At 44.5% G+C, this 16848-nt stretch carries 15 protein-coding genes and 1 tRNA gene; 6 read left to right on the top strand and 10 right to left on the bottom strand.

The window, feature by feature from the left end:
• Positions 1-129: 129 nt before the first annotated feature.
• The 5 genes from MYF79_RS14195 to MYF79_RS14175 all read right to left on the bottom strand — a co-directional run bounded on the left by MYF79_RS14195 (position 130) and on the right by MYF79_RS14175 (position 5265).
• Positions 130-999, bottom strand: coding sequence for an alpha/beta hydrolase (locus MYF79_RS14195; RefSeq protein WP_247814629.1), 870 nt, complete (start codon positions 997-999; stop codon positions 130-132).
• A gap of 304 nt (positions 1000-1303) precedes the next feature.
• Positions 1304-2152 (bottom strand): oxidoreductase, encoded by an 849-nt coding sequence (locus MYF79_RS14190; protein ID WP_247814628.1) that lies wholly within the window; start codon positions 2150-2152, stop codon positions 1304-1306.
• Between the two features lie 43 nt (positions 2153-2195).
• Positions 2196-3014, bottom strand: a complete 819-nt coding sequence (locus tag MYF79_RS14185) for an SDR family NAD(P)-dependent oxidoreductase (protein ID WP_247814627.1) — start codon at positions 3012-3014, stop codon at positions 2196-2198.
• Positions 3015-3470: 456 nt separating this feature from the next.
• Positions 3471-4265, bottom strand: a complete 795-nt coding sequence (locus tag MYF79_RS14180) for an SDR family oxidoreductase (RefSeq protein WP_247814626.1) — start codon at positions 4263-4265, stop codon at positions 3471-3473.
• 100 nt (positions 4266-4365) lie between these two features.
• Entirely contained in the window at positions 4366-5265 is a 900-nt protein-coding gene (locus tag MYF79_RS14175; protein ID WP_247814625.1) for a helix-turn-helix domain-containing protein, read from the bottom strand.
• A gap of 218 nt (positions 5266-5483) precedes the next feature.
• On the opposite strand from MYF79_RS14175, the gene MYF79_RS14170 reads away from it, so the two are divergent.
• From MYF79_RS14170 to MYF79_RS14155, 4 genes are all read left to right on the top strand, one after another.
• Positions 5484-6059 (top strand): hypothetical protein, encoded by a 576-nt coding sequence (locus tag MYF79_RS14170; protein WP_247814624.1) that lies wholly within the window; start codon positions 5484-5486, stop codon positions 6057-6059.
• Positions 6060-6349: 290 nt separating this feature from the next.
• Complete coding sequence (locus MYF79_RS14165; RefSeq protein WP_247814623.1) at positions 6350-6910, top strand: hypothetical protein; 561 nt, start codon at positions 6350-6352, stop codon at positions 6908-6910.
• A gap of 82 nt (positions 6911-6992) precedes the next feature.
• The gene (locus tag MYF79_RS14160) at positions 6993-7871 is read left to right on the top strand and encodes a helix-turn-helix domain-containing protein (protein WP_247814622.1); all 879 of its coding nucleotides are present in this window, start codon (positions 6993-6995) and stop codon (positions 7869-7871) included.
• Positions 7872-7936: 65 nt separating this feature from the next.
• A complete protein-coding gene (locus MYF79_RS14155) occupies positions 7937-8674 on the top strand; it encodes an SDR family oxidoreductase (protein ID WP_247814621.1) in 738 nt (245 codons plus the stop codon).
• A gap of 169 nt (positions 8675-8843) precedes the next feature.
• Here the strand turns inward: MYF79_RS14155 and MYF79_RS14150 are convergent, their stop codons facing one another.
• Positions 8844-9542, bottom strand: a complete 699-nt coding sequence (locus MYF79_RS14150) for a hypothetical protein (RefSeq protein WP_247814620.1) — start codon at positions 9540-9542, stop codon at positions 8844-8846.
• 444 nt (positions 9543-9986) lie between these two features.
• A complete protein-coding gene (locus tag MYF79_RS14145) occupies positions 9987-10223 on the bottom strand; it encodes a GlsB/YeaQ/YmgE family stress response membrane protein (protein ID WP_247814619.1) in 237 nt (78 codons plus the stop codon).
• A gap of 195 nt (positions 10224-10418) precedes the next feature.
• Here MYF79_RS14145 and MYF79_RS14140 point away from each other — a divergent pair, with 195 nt between their 5' ends.
• Both MYF79_RS14140 and MYF79_RS14135 read left to right on the top strand, forming a co-directional pair.
• Positions 10419-10577 (top strand): hypothetical protein, encoded by a 159-nt coding sequence (locus MYF79_RS14140; protein ID WP_247814618.1) that lies wholly within the window; start codon positions 10419-10421, stop codon positions 10575-10577.
• Between the two features lie 577 nt (positions 10578-11154).
• Positions 11155-12891: a hypothetical protein gene (locus MYF79_RS14135; RefSeq protein ID WP_247814617.1), complete on the top strand. Its 1737-nt coding sequence runs from the start codon at positions 11155-11157 to the stop codon at positions 12889-12891.
• Positions 12892-13107: 216 nt separating this feature from the next.
• Here MYF79_RS14135 and MYF79_RS14130 read toward each other — a convergent pair.
• The 3 genes from MYF79_RS14130 to MYF79_RS14120 all read right to left on the bottom strand — a co-directional run bounded on the left by MYF79_RS14130 (position 13108) and on the right by MYF79_RS14120 (position 16839).
• Positions 13108-13180, bottom strand: a tRNA-Lys gene (locus MYF79_RS14130).
• A gap of 74 nt (positions 13181-13254) precedes the next feature.
• A complete protein-coding gene (locus MYF79_RS14125; RefSeq protein WP_247814616.1) occupies positions 13255-15678 on the bottom strand; it encodes a penicillin acylase family protein in 2424 nt (807 codons plus the stop codon).
• Between the two features lie 45 nt (positions 15679-15723).
• On the bottom strand, positions 15724-16839 hold the full coding sequence (locus MYF79_RS14120; protein WP_247814615.1) for an aminotransferase class I/II-fold pyridoxal phosphate-dependent enzyme: 1116 nt from the start codon (positions 16837-16839) through the stop codon (positions 15724-15726).
• Positions 16840-16848: the final 9 nt, after the last annotated feature.

Here is a 16848-nt window from a genome sequence, read left to right as displayed (position 1 = left end):
TGATTGCTTAACTATAAGAAAAGCCATTCAACATAGTGATTGCTATGTTGAATGGCTTTTCTATAACATCGGGGCTTGACTGCAATATAGAAGAGACCATTTCCTTTTGCTAACTTCAAATGTCGGGTCTTAAAAATCTGCTTTCCATTTACCACTCAATATCCACCTGATACAAGGCTCCGTCCACTGTGCAGATGCTGTCCTATTATTTACGCCAAAACCATGTCCGCCTTTTGCATATAAAAACATTTTTACGGGAACATGATGTTGTCTTAACGCAGCTTCCAGGTATAAGCTGTTTTCGACCTTTACCACATCGTCATCTATTGCCGACACTAAAAATGTGGGAGGCGTTTCTTCCGTCACCTGCAATTCATTGGAATACTCCCTGATCTTCTCTGGTGTTATATCGGGACCAATTAAGTTGCGCCTGGAACCAATATGTGTAAGGCTGTCAGCAAAACTTACAACCGGATAGACCGCCACAACAAAATCCGGACGCAGGCTGATGTGCCCGGGATTATCCAGTCTTGTCTGATTAAAATGGGTTTCTACGGTAGTGACCAGGTGCCCTCCTGCGGAAAAGCCCATGATGCCTACCTTGTCAGGTTTTATGCCATACTGTTTTGCATGCGATCTAACATACATTATTGTGGCCTGTACATCTGTGAGTGGGACAATTTCCTTCTCAGTCATCCTGGAAGCATCAGGAACACGGTAATCTAACAGGAAAGCGGTAATACCGGCTTCATTAAGTTTCCTGCATGCAGGTATACCCTCAACATCGTTGGCTCTTCCTCCATAAGCACCACCGGAACAGACAATGACAGCAACGTCAGATTTCTTCTTTTGAGGCACATAAACGGTGATTTTAGGCTGCTCGGTATTTTCCTTAGCAAACGGGATCTGGTTTGCCGGGTACAATGGCATGCTTTGCTGCGCCATCATGTGCTGGTATGAAAAAAACAACACCGTTAAACCCATATACATCTTTCTCATAGTCTATTGTATTTAATATCCGGAATCTATAAAAATCAACACAAAATTCCATGCCCCATTCATTTTTTACCAACGGGATTTTGAACGATTTTCCTGTCCCGGTCCGGTTCATAATGGCTGACAGGCCACCGGTAATCATACGCCAGTTCCACTTTTCTTTCCGCCCGGGTCTTCCCGCGCATACGCCAAAAAGCTTCGAGTCTTTAACCCGAAGCTTTTAGCTGCCCGTACTGACGGGAATGAACAACCTGAACCATTCACAAAGGCATCAGCCTCCGGTGACCTTGCTACATCGTTGCGGCTCTCAATCTTTTGGATAATCTGTACTGCTGGAAATACTTTCCCATTCATCCACTTCTTTGCCTGCCTGCACCGCCTTGGTACGGAAAGCAGCTACTGCATCTGACCCCAGCGGCAAATGTATCGGCGGATTTTCACTCGCTGCCAGTTTAAGAATTACCTGTGCCAGTCTTATAGGGTCGCCCGGTTGGTTGCCATCTATCTGGCTGATGAATTCCCTTACGTGCCCTACGGTATCTTTGTACGCGTCAATTATATTGCCTGCGGCCTGGTAAGATTCTGTGGATGCAAATTTTGTCCTGAAATAGCCAGGGGCGGCGGTTGTAACATGTATACCCAGTGGTTTCACTTCCAGCGCCAGGCCTTCGGTAATACCTTCCACCGCAAATTTGGTTGAACCATATAGACCAAAGCCGGGTACGGAGGCAGTATAGCCAAGTAAGGAAGATATGTTAATGATATGTCCGTTTTTTTGACTGCGCATATGGGGTAGAATTGCCCTGGTAACGTTCAGCAATCCAAAAACATTAGTATCATATTGTTTCCTTACCTCCTGGTCAGATACTTCCTCGGTAGCGCCAAGCAATCCATAACCGGCATTATTGACCAGCACATCCACCCGGCCAAATTTGCTTATCGCATCCTGTACGCCTTGCTTTACCTGATCTTCCCTTGTTACGTCGAGTGTGACTACCAGCGCGTCGTGTTCATTTCCGAGTAAGGCCCTTAGCTGCTCAGGATTACTTCTAACTGTCGCAACTACCTTATCTCCCGCTGTAAGTGCTGCTTTGGCGATCTCCAAACCAAAACCTTTTGATGCACCTGTTATGAACCATACTTTTTGCGTTTTCATGACATCACTTATTATTGTTGTTTTAAAAATGAGCTCTTAAGCTTTAGTGTCCATGGGCTTCGCTTGAGACATCACTCCAGGCATCCCATTCCGCATAGCGGGTCTGGTAAACCTGTTTTACCCAGGGATAAGCCTTACTGCCGAGAAATAGCCTCAACGGTGGATTTTCACTATCAACCAATTTCAATATCGCTTCCGCGGTCGCTGCTGGTTTACCAAAGAAATCTGGCGTAAATCCAGCCTGCAGACCTGCTTTTACCTGATCATAGACAGGATTTGCCGTTGTATGAATAGCTGAGGCGCCGCCCCATTCAGTTGAAAAGGCATTCGGCTCTACCAGAGAGACTTTTATACCGAATTGCGCCACCTCAGGCGCCAGGGATTCAGTTAAACCTTCGACCGCAAACTTAGAGGCATTGTACAATCCAAGCGTTGGTACTGTTACCACTCCCAATACACTTGACAACTGAATAATATGGCCGTTCTTCTGTTCGCGCATGATGGGCAACACTGCCTGCGTTACCCAAAGCAGGCCAAAGAAATTTGTTTCCATCTGTTCACGTGCTTCCTGCTCTGTAGTTTCCTCGATAGCACCGAACAAACCGTAGCCAGCATTATTTATCAGCACATCGATGGCGCCAAAATGCTCTTTCCCTGCTTTCACTGCGGCAAAAACTGCATCGCGGTCGTTGACATCGAGTTTCAGGGGGAAAATGTTTTCTCCATAATCCTTTACCAAGCTGTCAAGGTGTCTTATATCGCGGGCTGTAGCAACTACTTTATCTCCGCGGTTTAAAAATGCTTCTGCCCAGATTCTGCCAAATCCGCGGGAAGCGCCTGTAATAAAAATTGTTTTTGACATTGTTGTATGATTTGTTACGATACAAATCTCGTAACGAAAAGTAAGGTGACTATGTGACCTACATCACCTTGTCAACAGGAAGATCATTTTGTGATGTAGGTCACATCCGGGGCCATCGGTGAGAAATTACAGTGGGGCACAGCCTCCTTCATCCCAATAACACGTAAACATCCGTGGTATTTGAAGTATACGATCCGACGACGGATAGTACATAAACCAAGAAAGGAAAATTCAAAAGTAAAAATAGACACTAAGAATCACTTAACAATTGGCAGACCTCATCAGGTCCCCAAATAAAAAGAGGGTGTATCGTGCTTGATACACCCTGCTTCTACCTTATTCTTCCTGGTATAGCAAACGCTGATTCGATAAATAAGACCTGGCAATACCAACGTTCTGATAGAGATGCATAAAGAAACAAATACGGATCTACTCATCTCTTTTCCAACAGGTGCTTTACGCAACGGGCAAAGCGCCTCCGTCGATGAGATAATTTGCGCCGGTAAGATAAGCGGCTGCAGGTGATACAAGGAAATATACCAATGATGCCACTTCATCCGGCTCGGCCATTCTTCCCATGGGGATACCGCCAATTTCCCGCATCAGATGCCTGAGGCCTTCTTCATACGTCAGCCCTGCCGAGCTGGCAACCTGCTGTATGAAGTTTTCCATCGGCGGCGTTCTAGTCGCCCCGGGAGATACTGTCAACACCCTTACGCCCTTCCCCGCAAGTTCATTCGCCAATGCTTTACTATAGCTGTTCAGGGCTGCCTTCGCAACTGCATAGGCCATATTATGCTCCCACAGTGGCAGCAAACCGGCAATAGAAGACATATGAATGATAACCCCGCTTTTGCGCTCGAGCATTTTAGGCAACAAGGCCCTGTCCAGCCGGATGGCTGACAGCAAATTCAATTGCAGCTCACTTTCCCAGTGCTGATCAGTCAAAGCACTGAACCCACCACCCGGAGTGGTAAGTCCGCCGATGTTATCAATCAATATGTCAATTCCGCCAAACTTTTCATTAATGTCCTCTGCCAGCCTCGTTACCTGGCCAGCCTGCGTCAAATCCGCCGCAATGAAATGATGATCAAAATTGCTTTCTTCGGGCGCGTTCCTCGCGGTTACGATTACCCGAGCCCCTGCCTGCAGTAACCTGTCTGCAATTGCCTTTCCTATTCCTTTTGTGCCTCCCGTTACTAAAGCCGTTTTGCCTGTGAGGTCCTTGTGCTCATTCTGATTATTCTGCATGATGCTGATTTTGCTGATGTTATAAAATAAATTGATGAAGCAAAGGTCGTCTGCAGACAAAAAGACCCGGTAACAAAAAACAATGCAATTGTTACAAAAATCAAATACCCCTGAATTGGGTAGGGCTCAGCTGTGTATTTTTCTTGAAGAAGTTATTGAAGTGTGTTTTTTCCTTGAATCCCAAAGCATACGCAATTTCAAAAACAGCTTTATCCGTATGCTTCAACAATATTTTAGCCTCCAACAAAATCCGCTCCTGTATGATCACCGAGGTAGGCTTGTGGAACACTTCCTGGGATACCTTGTTCAGGTGGTTTACGTGAATCGACAGGCAATTGGCAAAATCGGAGGACGAACGTAAGCGTAGCGGAGCATCACTGTCATTTATTGGAAACTGCTGTTCCAGAAGTTCAACAAACTGCCTGGCAATTTTTTGAGCAGCGCCGGGATACCTGCGCTCAGCCATTTCAATTGGTTGCGCTTTAACGGCGAGATGCATCAGCTCATAGACCAAAGTTCGCATCCTGTCATATTTATATACATAGTCGGATGTCCAGTCAGTATACATTTCCTCAAAAAGTTGCGCTGCTTTCTGTGCCTGCGCGTCACTAAGCTCTATGATAGGTATTCCATCAGGCCTGAATACCGAATAATCCTGTGGGTTGCCGAAATGATTAAAAAAACTTGTCGTAAAAATGCAGAAATAGCCCCGTTGATCCTCTGTTATATGCTTCCAGTTGTATGGCACCTGGGGATTGGAAAACAGTAGCGCCTGTTTTTCGATGTTAAACTGCTTCTCTCCGTAGTGAACCTGATTTTTCCCTTCTATCAAACAGATCTTGAAATACGCTCTTATGTTGTATGGAATAGGTCTTAAACCACACCCTTTCACGGACTCAAATCTGAAGGCATTGAAATGACCTATTTCCGCTTTGAAATTGTCAGGAATGGATTCTAACCGTTCTTTATAGAAATCTTCTATAGTTTGCAATTGGATCATAGCACAAGGTTACTAAAATCAAATCTAATCTACGGAAATTGCGTGGGAAAAAGATTAAACACCGGGCTTCAAAAATTGGAAAAAGTACGCCTGTTTTCTTAATTTCCGCCTGCAGAAATGCAAATATCATTGCGTTGTTGATATCTGATTAATTTGCAGACAAACAAGCTGAAATGATTAAAACCTGGACCATAAATCTGAATTAACAACAATTATACATGCGGCTAATTAGTACGATAGAAGTATCTCCCCACGAATATGATCCGGACGAATACCCGACTGATCTGGTACCCATCTACAAAGATGGGTGGCTGTTTGATATAAGCACTATCAGCGATAATGCATTGATCAAAATACTAAAAACCAACCTAAGAGATATAGACCTGCGAGACTTCCAGGAGCAAGTCTCAGCCCTATCGGGTGGGATCGCTTTAGAACGAGATAATATCTTATACATCACTCCGGGCTGCTGTGGAGATATCGGAGCTATTCATGACTGGCAAGCAATGATTGAATCAGAGAATACCGTTTGGCAGCAACTCTGGATTGGTCATCCCTGGATATATTATCGGAAAAATGATTGCCACGTCGAATTCTCTGATTATACTGATGAGAACCTCCACGTATTGGATCATTTACAAATACGCATAACAGTACCGCGTTCTGACCTCCAACGTGAACTGGCGCACGTAAGGAAAGAGCAATGTATGTTTAGTGAAAGAATCAAAAAAACTTTGGAAAGTATGGGCATACAATATGCTGTAGAAATTGCGAAGCTAATGACTGCGGATTGAGACAGACGAGTACCAAGGCATGTTTAGTTCAACTACCCGATAAAACAAACTATCAGCCCAGGGCTGGGGCGGGCGTTGAGCGATTACTATCTGCACAATATCCACATCGGAACTACACAGCTGTTTGCTACCAGGCACTTCTACCGGATTTTTATTACAAAAAAGACCACTTGTCAGATTTCCGGTCCTGAATGTAAAGCCCCTGGAAAAAATCAGGAAGGAAAAAATCCGAAAATATTAAGAAATTATCATAAACTTTGGCTCCGCGACTTCCCAAACGTAAGTAATCAATGAGAAGAATACTGACCTTGATTTTAATTGCTATATTTTCAATTGCTGCAATCTATGCGCTGGTATATTATATCAAAATGGATGGTTTTGCATTCGCGTGGGCGCTGAATTTCCTGTTGATGTTAGTTGTGTCAGCTTTCACCGAAGCGCTGAAAAGTAAACTGACTGCTTCCTGCTATGATGAAAAAGGATGGGAGCGTAAAGGAAAAATATACGAATACCTTGGAATAAATTTTTTCAGGAAGCTATTGGTTTGGACCGGCTGGGAAAAAGTAATTAGAAAATCATATCCAATAGGAAATAATACCCAATCCCTGACGAAATTGTATTATCAAACAAAAAAATCTGAACTGGATCACGTAATTATCCTGCCTATAGTGCTTGGGTTTAATGTTTTCGTGGCTATCAAATTTGGAATGCTGAAATCTATGTGGCTGCTGATACTAAATATCCTGCTAAACCTTTATCCGGTCTTCCTTCAACGATATAATCGTCCAAGAATAGAAAGAGCTGTAAATTTGAGCAAACGGCGACAAAGAGATGAAAGAGCTTACCATTAAATTTAAATTTGACGGCGTTGGTGGCTGCCCCCGTTTTCTGGTGAAATGAGAGTCAAATGGCTACGCCTACAAACATTGAGCAATGAATATGCAAAAACCAAAAGGGAAATATGAGGACCTACAGCATAATGAACCAGGAATAAAGGTTCGATCAAACGACAATCCTTATCTGTCAGCTGACTCTCAAAAGAATTTGCTGCAACCCCGCAGATTATCGTCTTATTTTATCGTATTAATTGAAAGCGGCACAATTACATACAATTTAGAATCACAAGACTATACGCTTACCGACGGGCACCTGCTTTTTGCAATGCCGAATCAAATTTTTACACCACCGGCCAAAACAGACAATCTTAAATATTTCAAATTGCTGTTTGATGAAAATACATTGGCCCTGTTGCCACAACAATATCCTTTTTTAGTCAACCCTTTCAACGCACCAACCATAGCTCTTGGCAGTGCGGCAAAAGAAAGAGTAATAAAGGTTTTCGGAATTTTAAACCAGATACTGTACTTAGACAAACAGGAGACCGACACAGAGATAATGTTAGCTTATTTGAGCTCATTGTTATCAGAATTAAACAGCGCCTATTTCAAAAACAAACAACCCGTTAATATCTTAAATCCAAACCTTTCAAAGTTTGTTGAGTTCAAATTAGTTGTGGAAACGTCTCTTACAGAGCAACCCTCCATCAACGCAATTGCAGAGAAATTAGCTTTATCTACCAACAGTTTATACCGGATTGTAAAAGAATATGCCGGCACATCGCCCAAAGACTATTTTATTAACCGCCTGATGGCGGAAGCCCAGAGAAAATTGCGCTATTCTAATATTTCTATCAAAGAATTGGCCTATGAACTAGGTTTTAATGACCCTGATTATTTTTCAAGGCTCTTTAAAAAAAGTACAGGAAAAAGTGCCAGTGAGTTTTTACCTAAGCAAGATTTGTCGGGAGAATAAACGGATTTGTCCATTCCCCCTATTTTGCGCCCCGCTACTTTTGCTTCATAAAATTCACACAAGAAATGAGATTTGCATTAGTAACAGGGGCCAACAAAAGTATTGGCCTTGAAGTTGCACAACAACTTGCCCAGGAAGGCATGTATGTTTACCTCGGCAGTCGTAATTTAGAAAACGGTGTTGAAGCCCTTGGTAAATTAAAAGCAAAGGGCTTAAACAATGTAGAAGTTATTCAGCTCGACATTACGGACGACGAATCTGTACTTAAAGCCCGTAAGGAGATAGGTAAAAAAACCAAGGTACTGGATATACTTATTAATAATGCGGGTATCTATGGTGGTTACCCACAAACGGCGCTTGATTCAACAATTGACCAGTTTAAGGCAGCTTATGACGCAAATGTTTACGGCGCCGTGCGGGTTACACAGGCATTTATTGATTTATTAAAAAAGTCCTCAGCACCCCGCATTGTAAATGTAAGTTCAAGTCAGGGCTCCATTACCCTTCACAGCGATCCAACATATAAATACTACGACTACAAAGGTGCTGTATATCTTTCTTCCAAATCAGCCCTGAATATGTACACTGTGGTGTTAGCATACGAGTTTAAAAACACTCCCTTCAAAATAAATGCTGTTTGTCCAGGATTTACAAAAACAGATTTCAACGGACATCGTGGCCATGGAACAGTTACAGAAGCCGGAAAACGGATCGTAAAATATGCGCTCATTGGCAATGATGGCCCAACAGGGAAATTTTTTAGTGAGGAAAACAATCCTGAAACTGGAGAAATACCGTGGTAAGAAAGATAACAAAGCTCGCGACTAGCGCGGGCTTTGTTATCTTACAGTGATCCCAGGCATAGGAAAGCTGCAGGCGCCGGAGTAAAGGCCATCGCTGTCGCAGACAATAACATTTATCTGGCCGGCTACCTTAATAGCAAGGCTACATATCGGAAGAAGGGAAAGCCGTTCATTCATCATCTTCATCATCTTCATCATCCATGTCCTCAGTAGATAAATAAAACCAGTTTACATCTAAATGGTCCAACATACCATTAAACCGGTCGCGGTCATTAGTACCGATAAAAATACCGCTGCAATTCTGTTCTTTGTCAAATGATAGGCTAATCATTTCAGCATAATCCCTGGTATAGATCCGTTGAGAGCTATTTGAAATATCCTCCAACTCCTGCCAGTTATCTTTAATATAACTAACTACTTCTGGTTTAACTGCATCCAAACAGTTGCCATTGAACAATAATCCGCCTAAAACACCATTATACACCGCCAACATTAACAAACAAGCGTCTAATGGGAACTCCAGATGCCAATCGGGATTCGCTTCATCACTAGAATAGTTACCATAGACAGGCGGGTTCGGACGTAACAAATCCTCCTTTTTTATACCCCAGGAAACCACGCCCTGTCTTTCTTCATAAAACATCAAATATCCGTCTCGTGAAATCCATACGTTTTCATGCCGTAACAATCTATTGTAAGCATAGTTAAGCGCTTCATGACTGCCGAAAGTAAAATAGTACTTTCGTAATATAACAGGCAGTTCAATATTCAATCGCTTTTCCAATGCAACGATCTCGCTTTCTTCTAATCCGAAGTTTTCATTTTCGGGGATTCCATACAGAAGTCTGATCTTTTGAAAATAAGTCATGGGCAATGGTTAAATCATTATTGAGAAATCTTAGGCATAGTATCCTCTGCTTTCATCTTGCTATTTACTTCAGGCATAAACATATTTGATATCATTAAATGCCAGTAGTAGTACTTTATCACTCCAAATTAGAAAAAACTTTGGAGTTTAAGTTTTTACATTTCATTTATAAGACATTCCGGTTTTCAGGACCCCTGAACAATTACTCGCTTTAGTCGTATTGATACAGCCATATTGCTTACAAGCTTTATTTAATCATCCTCAAAACCAATTATGAGATTAACTGGTTGCTCTAATTTACGGATGATACTAAACGGGACACGGCAACCGAGGGAACATCGTCAAATAAAAAACAAAGCTCGCGACTAGCGCGAGCTTTGCCCAATGTCAGCGCTTCCTATGATACAGCATTCAACTGCTTATCTTTCCCAACAATGGCCTTTCTCAGCGTTTCACTAACCGTACAAGCCAGATTAGTATGATAGCGCCCACCAGTGCCACGATCAGTGAGCCCAACAGACCACTCCCGATATGGATTCCAAGCTGGCCGAAAAGCCAGCCACCCAGCCAGCCGCCTATTACTCCCACAATAATATCTACAATTATTCCAAACCCTTTACCTCGCATCAGTTTCCCTGAAAGCCAGCCAGCTATGCCGCCAATAATAATAGTCCAAATCATAAAGTGATGTTTACATTAAGCTTCAATTTACTGCATAATATTGTTATTACATAAATAATTTATATGATTATTGGTGGCCTATTACAAAAGCGAAGCAGCTGCTCCTTTGACATAATCATTCGGCTCTCTTTTAAATATGAACTGATTTTATTATCTTCCTAAATACATATTTCTTCACCTAAACCCTAATTGCACATGAAAAAGGAAAACAGAAAAAAATTGACCCTGAACAAAATTAAAATCGCTAAACTAAGCAACACCAAGGTAAATAAAGGGGTAGTAATAAATCCAACAGAAGGGCCTACCTGTGCTGTTTGTGATCCTATGACGATTACAGAAAACGGCATCGTATAATCAAAGCTGCAAACATCGAAGTATCACTTAAATGGCAATGGGATCGTCGTTCCTCCAGAATGACGATCCCATTGCGTTATAGGAGCGGAGTTTATTAAATTACAAGAACAATCTATTAGCTAAAGACCTTCTAAATGACTAACATCAACTAACAAGCACATCCAACAAAACAAAAAAACCGACTTCTATTGAAGCCGGGCTTTCAGTGACACGGAGTATCGAAAACCCGAACCAGATTATGCAGGACTTAACTGATTTATTAAAAGGATCGGGCTTTCTTCTGTTTGATGAACCCTTTTCAGGACTGGATATCTGTGTATTGGACAAAGTGGTGGATATGCAGAGAGCAGGGACAACCCGGCGCTATTGTTAAACAGGAAACAGACCCCATTGAAAGAGGGCTGGCATGGCAAAAAGGATGACGGTCTTCGCTGATACGCTGGATGAAATAAAGGCCGGTTTATAGTTTGTCACAGGGACCGGCTAAAGCCGGTCCCTGTGTTTATCCTGCCCAATAGCGGCAGTTTTCTACATATTAGAACTATATTTACCTTTAAAAGGTAAAATAAGCCCATCTATGAAATTGCTTTATCCCCTGGCGATTATTTCATTATTAATAATGGCCTGTAGTAAACCCAAGCCCAATACCGATATCCCCGATGAGCCGCCTGTTGATCATAACCCAATACCGCCTGCGACCCCTGTCAGCACTATTGTTACGGTATATGCGGAAATGAATGGCCTGTATGGGAATCCAATGTCCGTTAAAATAAATGGTGCTGTTACTGATTATGCGTTTAGCGGTTACTCAACGAACACGGCACTATCGGTTGAAAAATATGATTGCAATATTAGCTTAACACCAGATCCTTATCTGGGCCTTCTCGCTACTGCGCGCAATGTTCCTCTCACTGGCTCTTCCCGGAACAACGTGGATGTAAACAATGTTCACGGCACGTACCTTGACCGGGTGTTTACCACCGATGCGGGGGAATGGGCACTGGCAGGAGACGGGAAGTTAACTTTTGGTGCCAATGCATTCGAAGAACCCGGAATTGTTGCATCAAGTCCGGCGTATGCAATTCTGGACCCAACGGCCACCGCTTTTTCCATCACCAATCCGTCTTTTAAGGCAGACATGGATGGGCATAGATGGTACCTCCGGTCATTTGGTGTGTTACTGCTTGATATTCCCTATAAAATGCTGGGAAAACTCACATTGCAATATCCGATCGCGGCTGGCCTGCGCTCTACGGCGCCTGACAGCATAGCCACCTGGCTCTATTTAAATAACCAGTGGGTGCAGCAAGGGTATGCTAAAAAGACGGGGAATTTCTATACAAAGGAAATTCATCAGGGAGGTATCTGGAGCTTTGGCGAACTTGTGGACGGTATGTATAAGACGTTTAAGGTACGTACCTCAAATGGTCTTCCGGTGGTTAATGCCATCCTGCGGGTAAAAAGCGGGGATAACGAAGTAGCATCTGCCCGTACAGATGCAGAAGGCAATGCAATCTGTTTTTTACCGGCCCATGAAAACCTGACAGCAGATATTCTCCTTGGCTGGCGCAGCCTCAGTGACGGACCTCCTCCTTTTGTGCTGCGGGGACCGTTCAACTCCGGCATAGATGAGGAAATCATCTTGCCTGCGTCATCCCCTTACATTACGTCTGTAAAGGGAACGGCAATCAACTGCGGTGGCGGGCCTATACAAAGTGGAACGGTAACCGCTATTTGCCAGCCCCTCAACAACCGTTGGTATTTGCCTGTTACCAATGGGCAATATGGTGGCGCCTACGTAACAGGTGACGTCAGGGCGATTTTTTTGATGAATGCCAGCAACGATGCGGTGCCTGGTCCTGACACCGCAGCACTATTGATCACCAATGAAGAGAATATTGTGCATCTTACTACCTGTAAGTCTGCCACAGATCTCTTCCTGAAGTACTCCATTGATGATGTTGAATACAACATCAAAGGAGATGCGGCAACTCCAGGTAATTCCTTTTTAGCGTCTTACTACTGGAAAGGGACCACGGATATCTCCTGCCAGGACGATCAAATGCATCCAACGATGGGCCTGGACTTCTCCACCAGTGGCAGCGGCACAGGTACCTTCCTGAACCTTACCGAACTTCGTGTGAATAATGTCCTTTATGAGGTGGATTATAATAGAACGTTTAAAGTCACCTTCACAAGATATGATATGATGATAGGCGGGTATGTTGAAGGTTCTCTGGAGGCATACTATAAAGATAAGACGAACGTAGTGCACCACCTGGTTGCCAGCTTCCGGCTGAAACAGGTAGTCTGATCCTACGTACATGCAAGTATTTACAGTAATGCGGGAGTGGGTGTGTCAGAAGTACGATACACCCACTTTTATAGCAAAACAATATTTTTAAATCTAATCCCCCAAGAATTCAACTTGATCCGAAATGATCAACCTCGAACCAAAAAACTAAATATGAAAGAAGAATTGGGCTAAAAACAAAAACGCTCCAAGTCCTTGAACTTGAAGCGTCATTTGTGATCCCGCTGGGACTCGAACCCAGGACCCATACATTAAAAGTGTATTGCTCTACCAACTGAGCTACGGAATCATTCCCTTTTTTGTGATTGGGAGTGCAAAGATAGGAATTATATATTCCCTTCCAAATATTTTTCAGAAAAATTTTCAGCCCTTGCTAAACCTAACCTTAAACTTCACGGCAGGGTCTGTATCTTCCTTTGGATCGAATACATGCAGCAGATAATACTTCCCCTGTACCCAATCCTGTACAGCATTGTCATAGAACGGACTTCCGGGATTGCCGCTTTGTCCTCCGGGGTAGATGCCATATGCCACTGTCTTTCCTGTCAGCTCTACCACCATTTTCCACGACGGTCCATGTAGTTGTTTGGTAGCGTTCACAATATGACGGCCTCCGCCGGTGCGCAGGTTCATCGCGCTGAACGGAATAATGGACCGTGTCAGGTGACGGATATTCGTACCACGGAAACGGCCAAACTCTAATTTATGTTCCTTATCCAATGCCCTGGCGCTGTCTGCCGCAAAGGCGAAAGCTGTCAGTATAGTTTGAGACAGCGTCTCTTTTTCCGGTGTATGGATATTGTCGATAAATTTCATAGAAGAATCCCTGATAAGCCAGAGCAAGGTTGTTTTTTCCCAGGGCTGCTGCAATGGCGTCTTCTCACGAACGATATCATCATCCCAGATAGCTGATTGTAATTTATCCCAGAAAATGTTGAAGATAGTAGCTGCTTTACTATCCGCACTACTCTGCAGATTCCATTTGTCCAGGAGCTCCCAGTATGTTCGCTGATCGGCAGTGAGCAGGGAAACAGGCAGGTGAGCCCTGATCATTGGCAGTGCCGCACGGGCAAAAGGATTCAGAACATCATTCTGCAGATCCATCATCTGCTGTATAGTGATCTGGCTGTCTGCCGCCAATACCTCGTTGATACGTTTGCCCCTGAAGAGATCGAAGTCGGCCACATAGCGGTAAGGATAAGTACTGTCTGTCGGGTGCTGATTGGCAGAGCTGACAAAACCACGCGCTGGATTGAGGATGTGCGGATTCTCTTCCTGCGGCACATATCCCTGCCATGCAAAAGTGCTGTCGCTTCCCGGCATGATCCATTTCCCTTCGTCCTTAAAGCGCAAGGGGAACTGACCATTATGCCAGAGCGCTATTTCGCCCGTTTTAGCGGCAAATGCGAAGTTCTGCGCAGGACAGGTATAATATTTTAAAGCAGCTAAATAATCCTTGTAATTATGCGCTTTATTGAGCTCCAGGAATGTCCTGATCTCAGCCGAAGGATCCAGTGCTTTCCAGCGCATGGCAAGGAACTGATGACCGGTAGCTGTATCAGGGAATACATTATCATACACCACAGGACCCCACACCGTATAAGCCACAGTATCATAATATGGCTGTCCTCCTTTCACATTGATCTTTTCTATACGCAGGTCTGCATCCCGGTAGGCGCCATTGAACAGGTATTGCTGTTTGCCATTTCGGAATTGCATCAGGTAAAAGTCTTTTACGTCTTCTGCTGCATTGGTCACTCCCCAGGCAATATGATCGTTAAACCCGATGATAACGCCCGGAGCGCCCGGCAATGTAGCGCCGTAAACATTCATTTCCGGCGTATGGATCTGTGCTTCATACCAAAGGGAAGGCAGGCTCAGACCCAGGTGTGGATCATTCGCAAGAATAGGCGCACCGGAACGTGTTTTGGAACCGGCTACCGCCCAGTTATTGCTGCCATTGTCAGGATCAGGTTTGTCTTCCTTGAAATGCAGCACTACACCTGCGGCTTTCAGGATACTGTCTGCCGGTGTGGTTACTTTTACACTTGCCGCAGGATATTGCGTTCCCCGGGGAATGATAGGGTCTATACTATCTCCAAAATCAGGGTACATCTTAACAAAGTCTTCTTTACTGAAAAGCTGGCGGGCATTGGTATACACCAGGTCATTGGCGCCTCCTGCCAGATCTGCTGCCATCATCTTCAGCAACAGGGCCGAGTTCAGAGGCGTCCATTTCTCCGGTCGATAGTTCAGCAGTTTATATTCCAGCGGAAGTGTTGCTTTGGTTAGTGTGCTGATATAGGCATTAACACCATCAGCATATGCATTAATAGCAGGGCCGGCTACAGGATCAGCTTCCATCGCCTTCAGCGCCTGCTCTGCGCCGTACAGCATACCCAGGCGGCGCTGCTGACGGTCATAATTGATCATTTTGCTTCCCAGGATCTCTGACAGACGGCCTGCGGCGGCAAACGACTGCAGCTCCATCTGCCACAGACGGTCACGGGCATGCATATATCCCTGTACATAGTAAGCGTCTGTGTTATTTTCTGCGAAGATATGAGGCACCATTCTGTCGTCCAGCCAAACCTCCACTTTTCCTTTCAGGCCGGGCACCTGCAGGTCTTCATTGTAGTCTTTACTGATAGATGTGGCATTCTGCCAGAAACCTTCCTGCGGGCTTAACAGCCTTCCTAAAGGTGGTAGTGAGCCCCAGGAGCGATCAAGACATACTATCAAGGCAATGGTTATCACCGCGCTAACGGTAAAGGGAACAAATCTCATACGTGCAAGGTTATCTGCTAATATACATAAAATATACCGGCGATATCATGCCTGCTGTACCAGGGCTTTTATTAAGCGGTCCACTTCTTCCATCGTATTGAAACTATGCAGTACGATCCTCAAACGCTCCTTCCCCTTCGGCACCGTAGGATGCAGGATAGCCCGGACATCCAGGCCGGCCGACTGTAAACTGGCGGCCAGATTGCGCGTAGCCTCATTACCCGGCGTCAATACCACCTGGATCGGCGTCTCACTATACAATGTACTAAGACTGGCTACTCCTTTCCTGAAGTGAGTAATTAACGCTGTAAGATGCTCACGGGCCGAATGCATATACGGGAAGAGCTCATAACTGGCTACGATAGCCGCAATTGCGGTCGGCGGCAATGCCGTGGTATAAATGAAGGACCTGGAGAAATTGATCAGAAAATCACGCAGATGCGGGCTTCCCAATACCACTGCGCCATGGCAACCCACCGCCTTACCGAAGGTATTTACCCGCGCAAAACAGGCCTGTTGTAATTGCAGTTGTTGTACTAATCCCTCCCCCTTTGCGCCCACTACACCTGTGGCATGCGCTTCATCTACAATCAGATGCGCACTGTACTGTTCACATAAAGCTGCAATTTCCTTCAGCGGCGCCATATCGCCATCCATAGAATAGACAGATTCCACCGCTACGAAAATATTGCCTGTGGCATGTTGCAGCTTTTTCACCAGGTCATCCAGGTCATTATGTAAAAAAGAAAAGGCCTGGGCCTTCGACAACCGGATCCCGTCCCGGATAGAGGCATGGATCAGCTGATCATAAATAATGGTATCTCCCTTCTGCGGTACTGCTGAAAATAAGCCCAGGTTCGCATCATAACCTGAATTATAGATCAGCCCAGCTCCACTCTGATGAAAAGTGGCCAGCATGCTTTCCGCCTCTTCTATCCATGCGTAATTTCCCGCCAGTAAACGGGAGCCTGTACTACCATGCATATACGGCCTTGCCTGCAATAATGTATGCACACCTTCCTGCAAGGCTGCGCTGTGCGCAAGCCCCAGGTAATCATTCGAGCAAAAATCCACTGCACCGGGAGCAGGGAGCCTCAGCTGCCGGAACGCATGCTGCTCCTGCCGCTGCGCCAATTGCTTTAAAAGAAAATCTTCTTTCATCTCCCAAAG

The sequence above is a fragment of the Chitinophaga filiformis genome, assembly GCF_023100805.1.
GTDB classification, from domain to species: Bacteria; Bacteroidota; Bacteroidia; order Chitinophagales; family Chitinophagaceae; genus Chitinophaga; species Chitinophaga filiformis_B.
The sequence above is the reverse complement of the archived record's forward strand: the minus strand, read 5'-3'. Positions and strand labels throughout refer to the sequence as shown.

What these genes read in the sequence shown, in the direction of transcription:
- MYF79_RS14190 (WP_247814628.1), bottom strand. Translation starts at nt 2,152, where the DNA reads ATGAAAACGCAAAAAGTATGGTTCATAACAGGTGCATCAAAAGGTTTT.
- MYF79_RS14170 (WP_247814624.1), top strand. Translation starts at nt 5,484, where the DNA reads ATGCGGCTAATTAGTACGATAGAAGTATCTCCCCACGAATATGATCCG.
- MYF79_RS14175 (WP_247814625.1), bottom strand. Translation starts at nt 5,265, where the DNA reads ATGATCCAATTGCAAACTATAGAAGATTTCTATAAAGAACGGTTAGAA.
- MYF79_RS14120 (WP_247814615.1), bottom strand. Translation starts at nt 16,839, where the DNA reads ATGAAAGAAGATTTTCTTTTAAAGCAATTGGCGCAGCGGCAGGAGCAG.
- MYF79_RS14140 (WP_247814618.1), top strand. Translation starts at nt 10,419, where the DNA reads ATGAAAAAGGAAAACAGAAAAAAATTGACCCTGAACAAAATTAAAATC.
- MYF79_RS14185 (WP_247814627.1), bottom strand. Translation starts at nt 3,014, where the DNA reads ATGTCAAAAACAATTTTTATTACAGGCGCTTCCCGCGGATTTGGCAGA.
- MYF79_RS14195 (WP_247814629.1), bottom strand. Translation starts at nt 999, where the DNA reads ATGAGAAAGATGTATATGGGTTTAACGGTGTTGTTTTTTTCATACCAG.
- MYF79_RS14160 (WP_247814622.1), top strand. Translation starts at nt 6,993, where the DNA reads ATGAATATGCAAAAACCAAAAGGGAAATATGAGGACCTACAGCATAAT.
- MYF79_RS14180 (WP_247814626.1), bottom strand. Translation starts at nt 4,265, where the DNA reads ATGCAGAATAATCAGAATGAGCACAAGGACCTCACAGGCAAAACGGCT.
- MYF79_RS14145 (WP_247814619.1), bottom strand. Translation starts at nt 10,223, where the DNA reads ATGATTTGGACTATTATTATTGGCGGCATAGCTGGCTGGCTTTCAGGG.
- MYF79_RS14150 (WP_247814620.1), bottom strand. Translation starts at nt 9,542, where the DNA reads ATGACTTATTTTCAAAAGATCAGACTTCTGTATGGAATCCCCGAAAAT.
- MYF79_RS14155 (WP_247814621.1), top strand. Translation starts at nt 7,937, where the DNA reads ATGAGATTTGCATTAGTAACAGGGGCCAACAAAAGTATTGGCCTTGAA.
- MYF79_RS14125 (WP_247814616.1), bottom strand. Translation starts at nt 15,678, where the DNA reads ATGAGATTTGTTCCCTTTACCGTTAGCGCGGTGATAACCATTGCCTTG.
- MYF79_RS14165 (WP_247814623.1), top strand. Translation starts at nt 6,350, where the DNA reads ATGAGAAGAATACTGACCTTGATTTTAATTGCTATATTTTCAATTGCT.
- MYF79_RS14135 (WP_247814617.1), top strand. Translation starts at nt 11,155, where the DNA reads ATGAAATTGCTTTATCCCCTGGCGATTATTTCATTATTAATAATGGCC.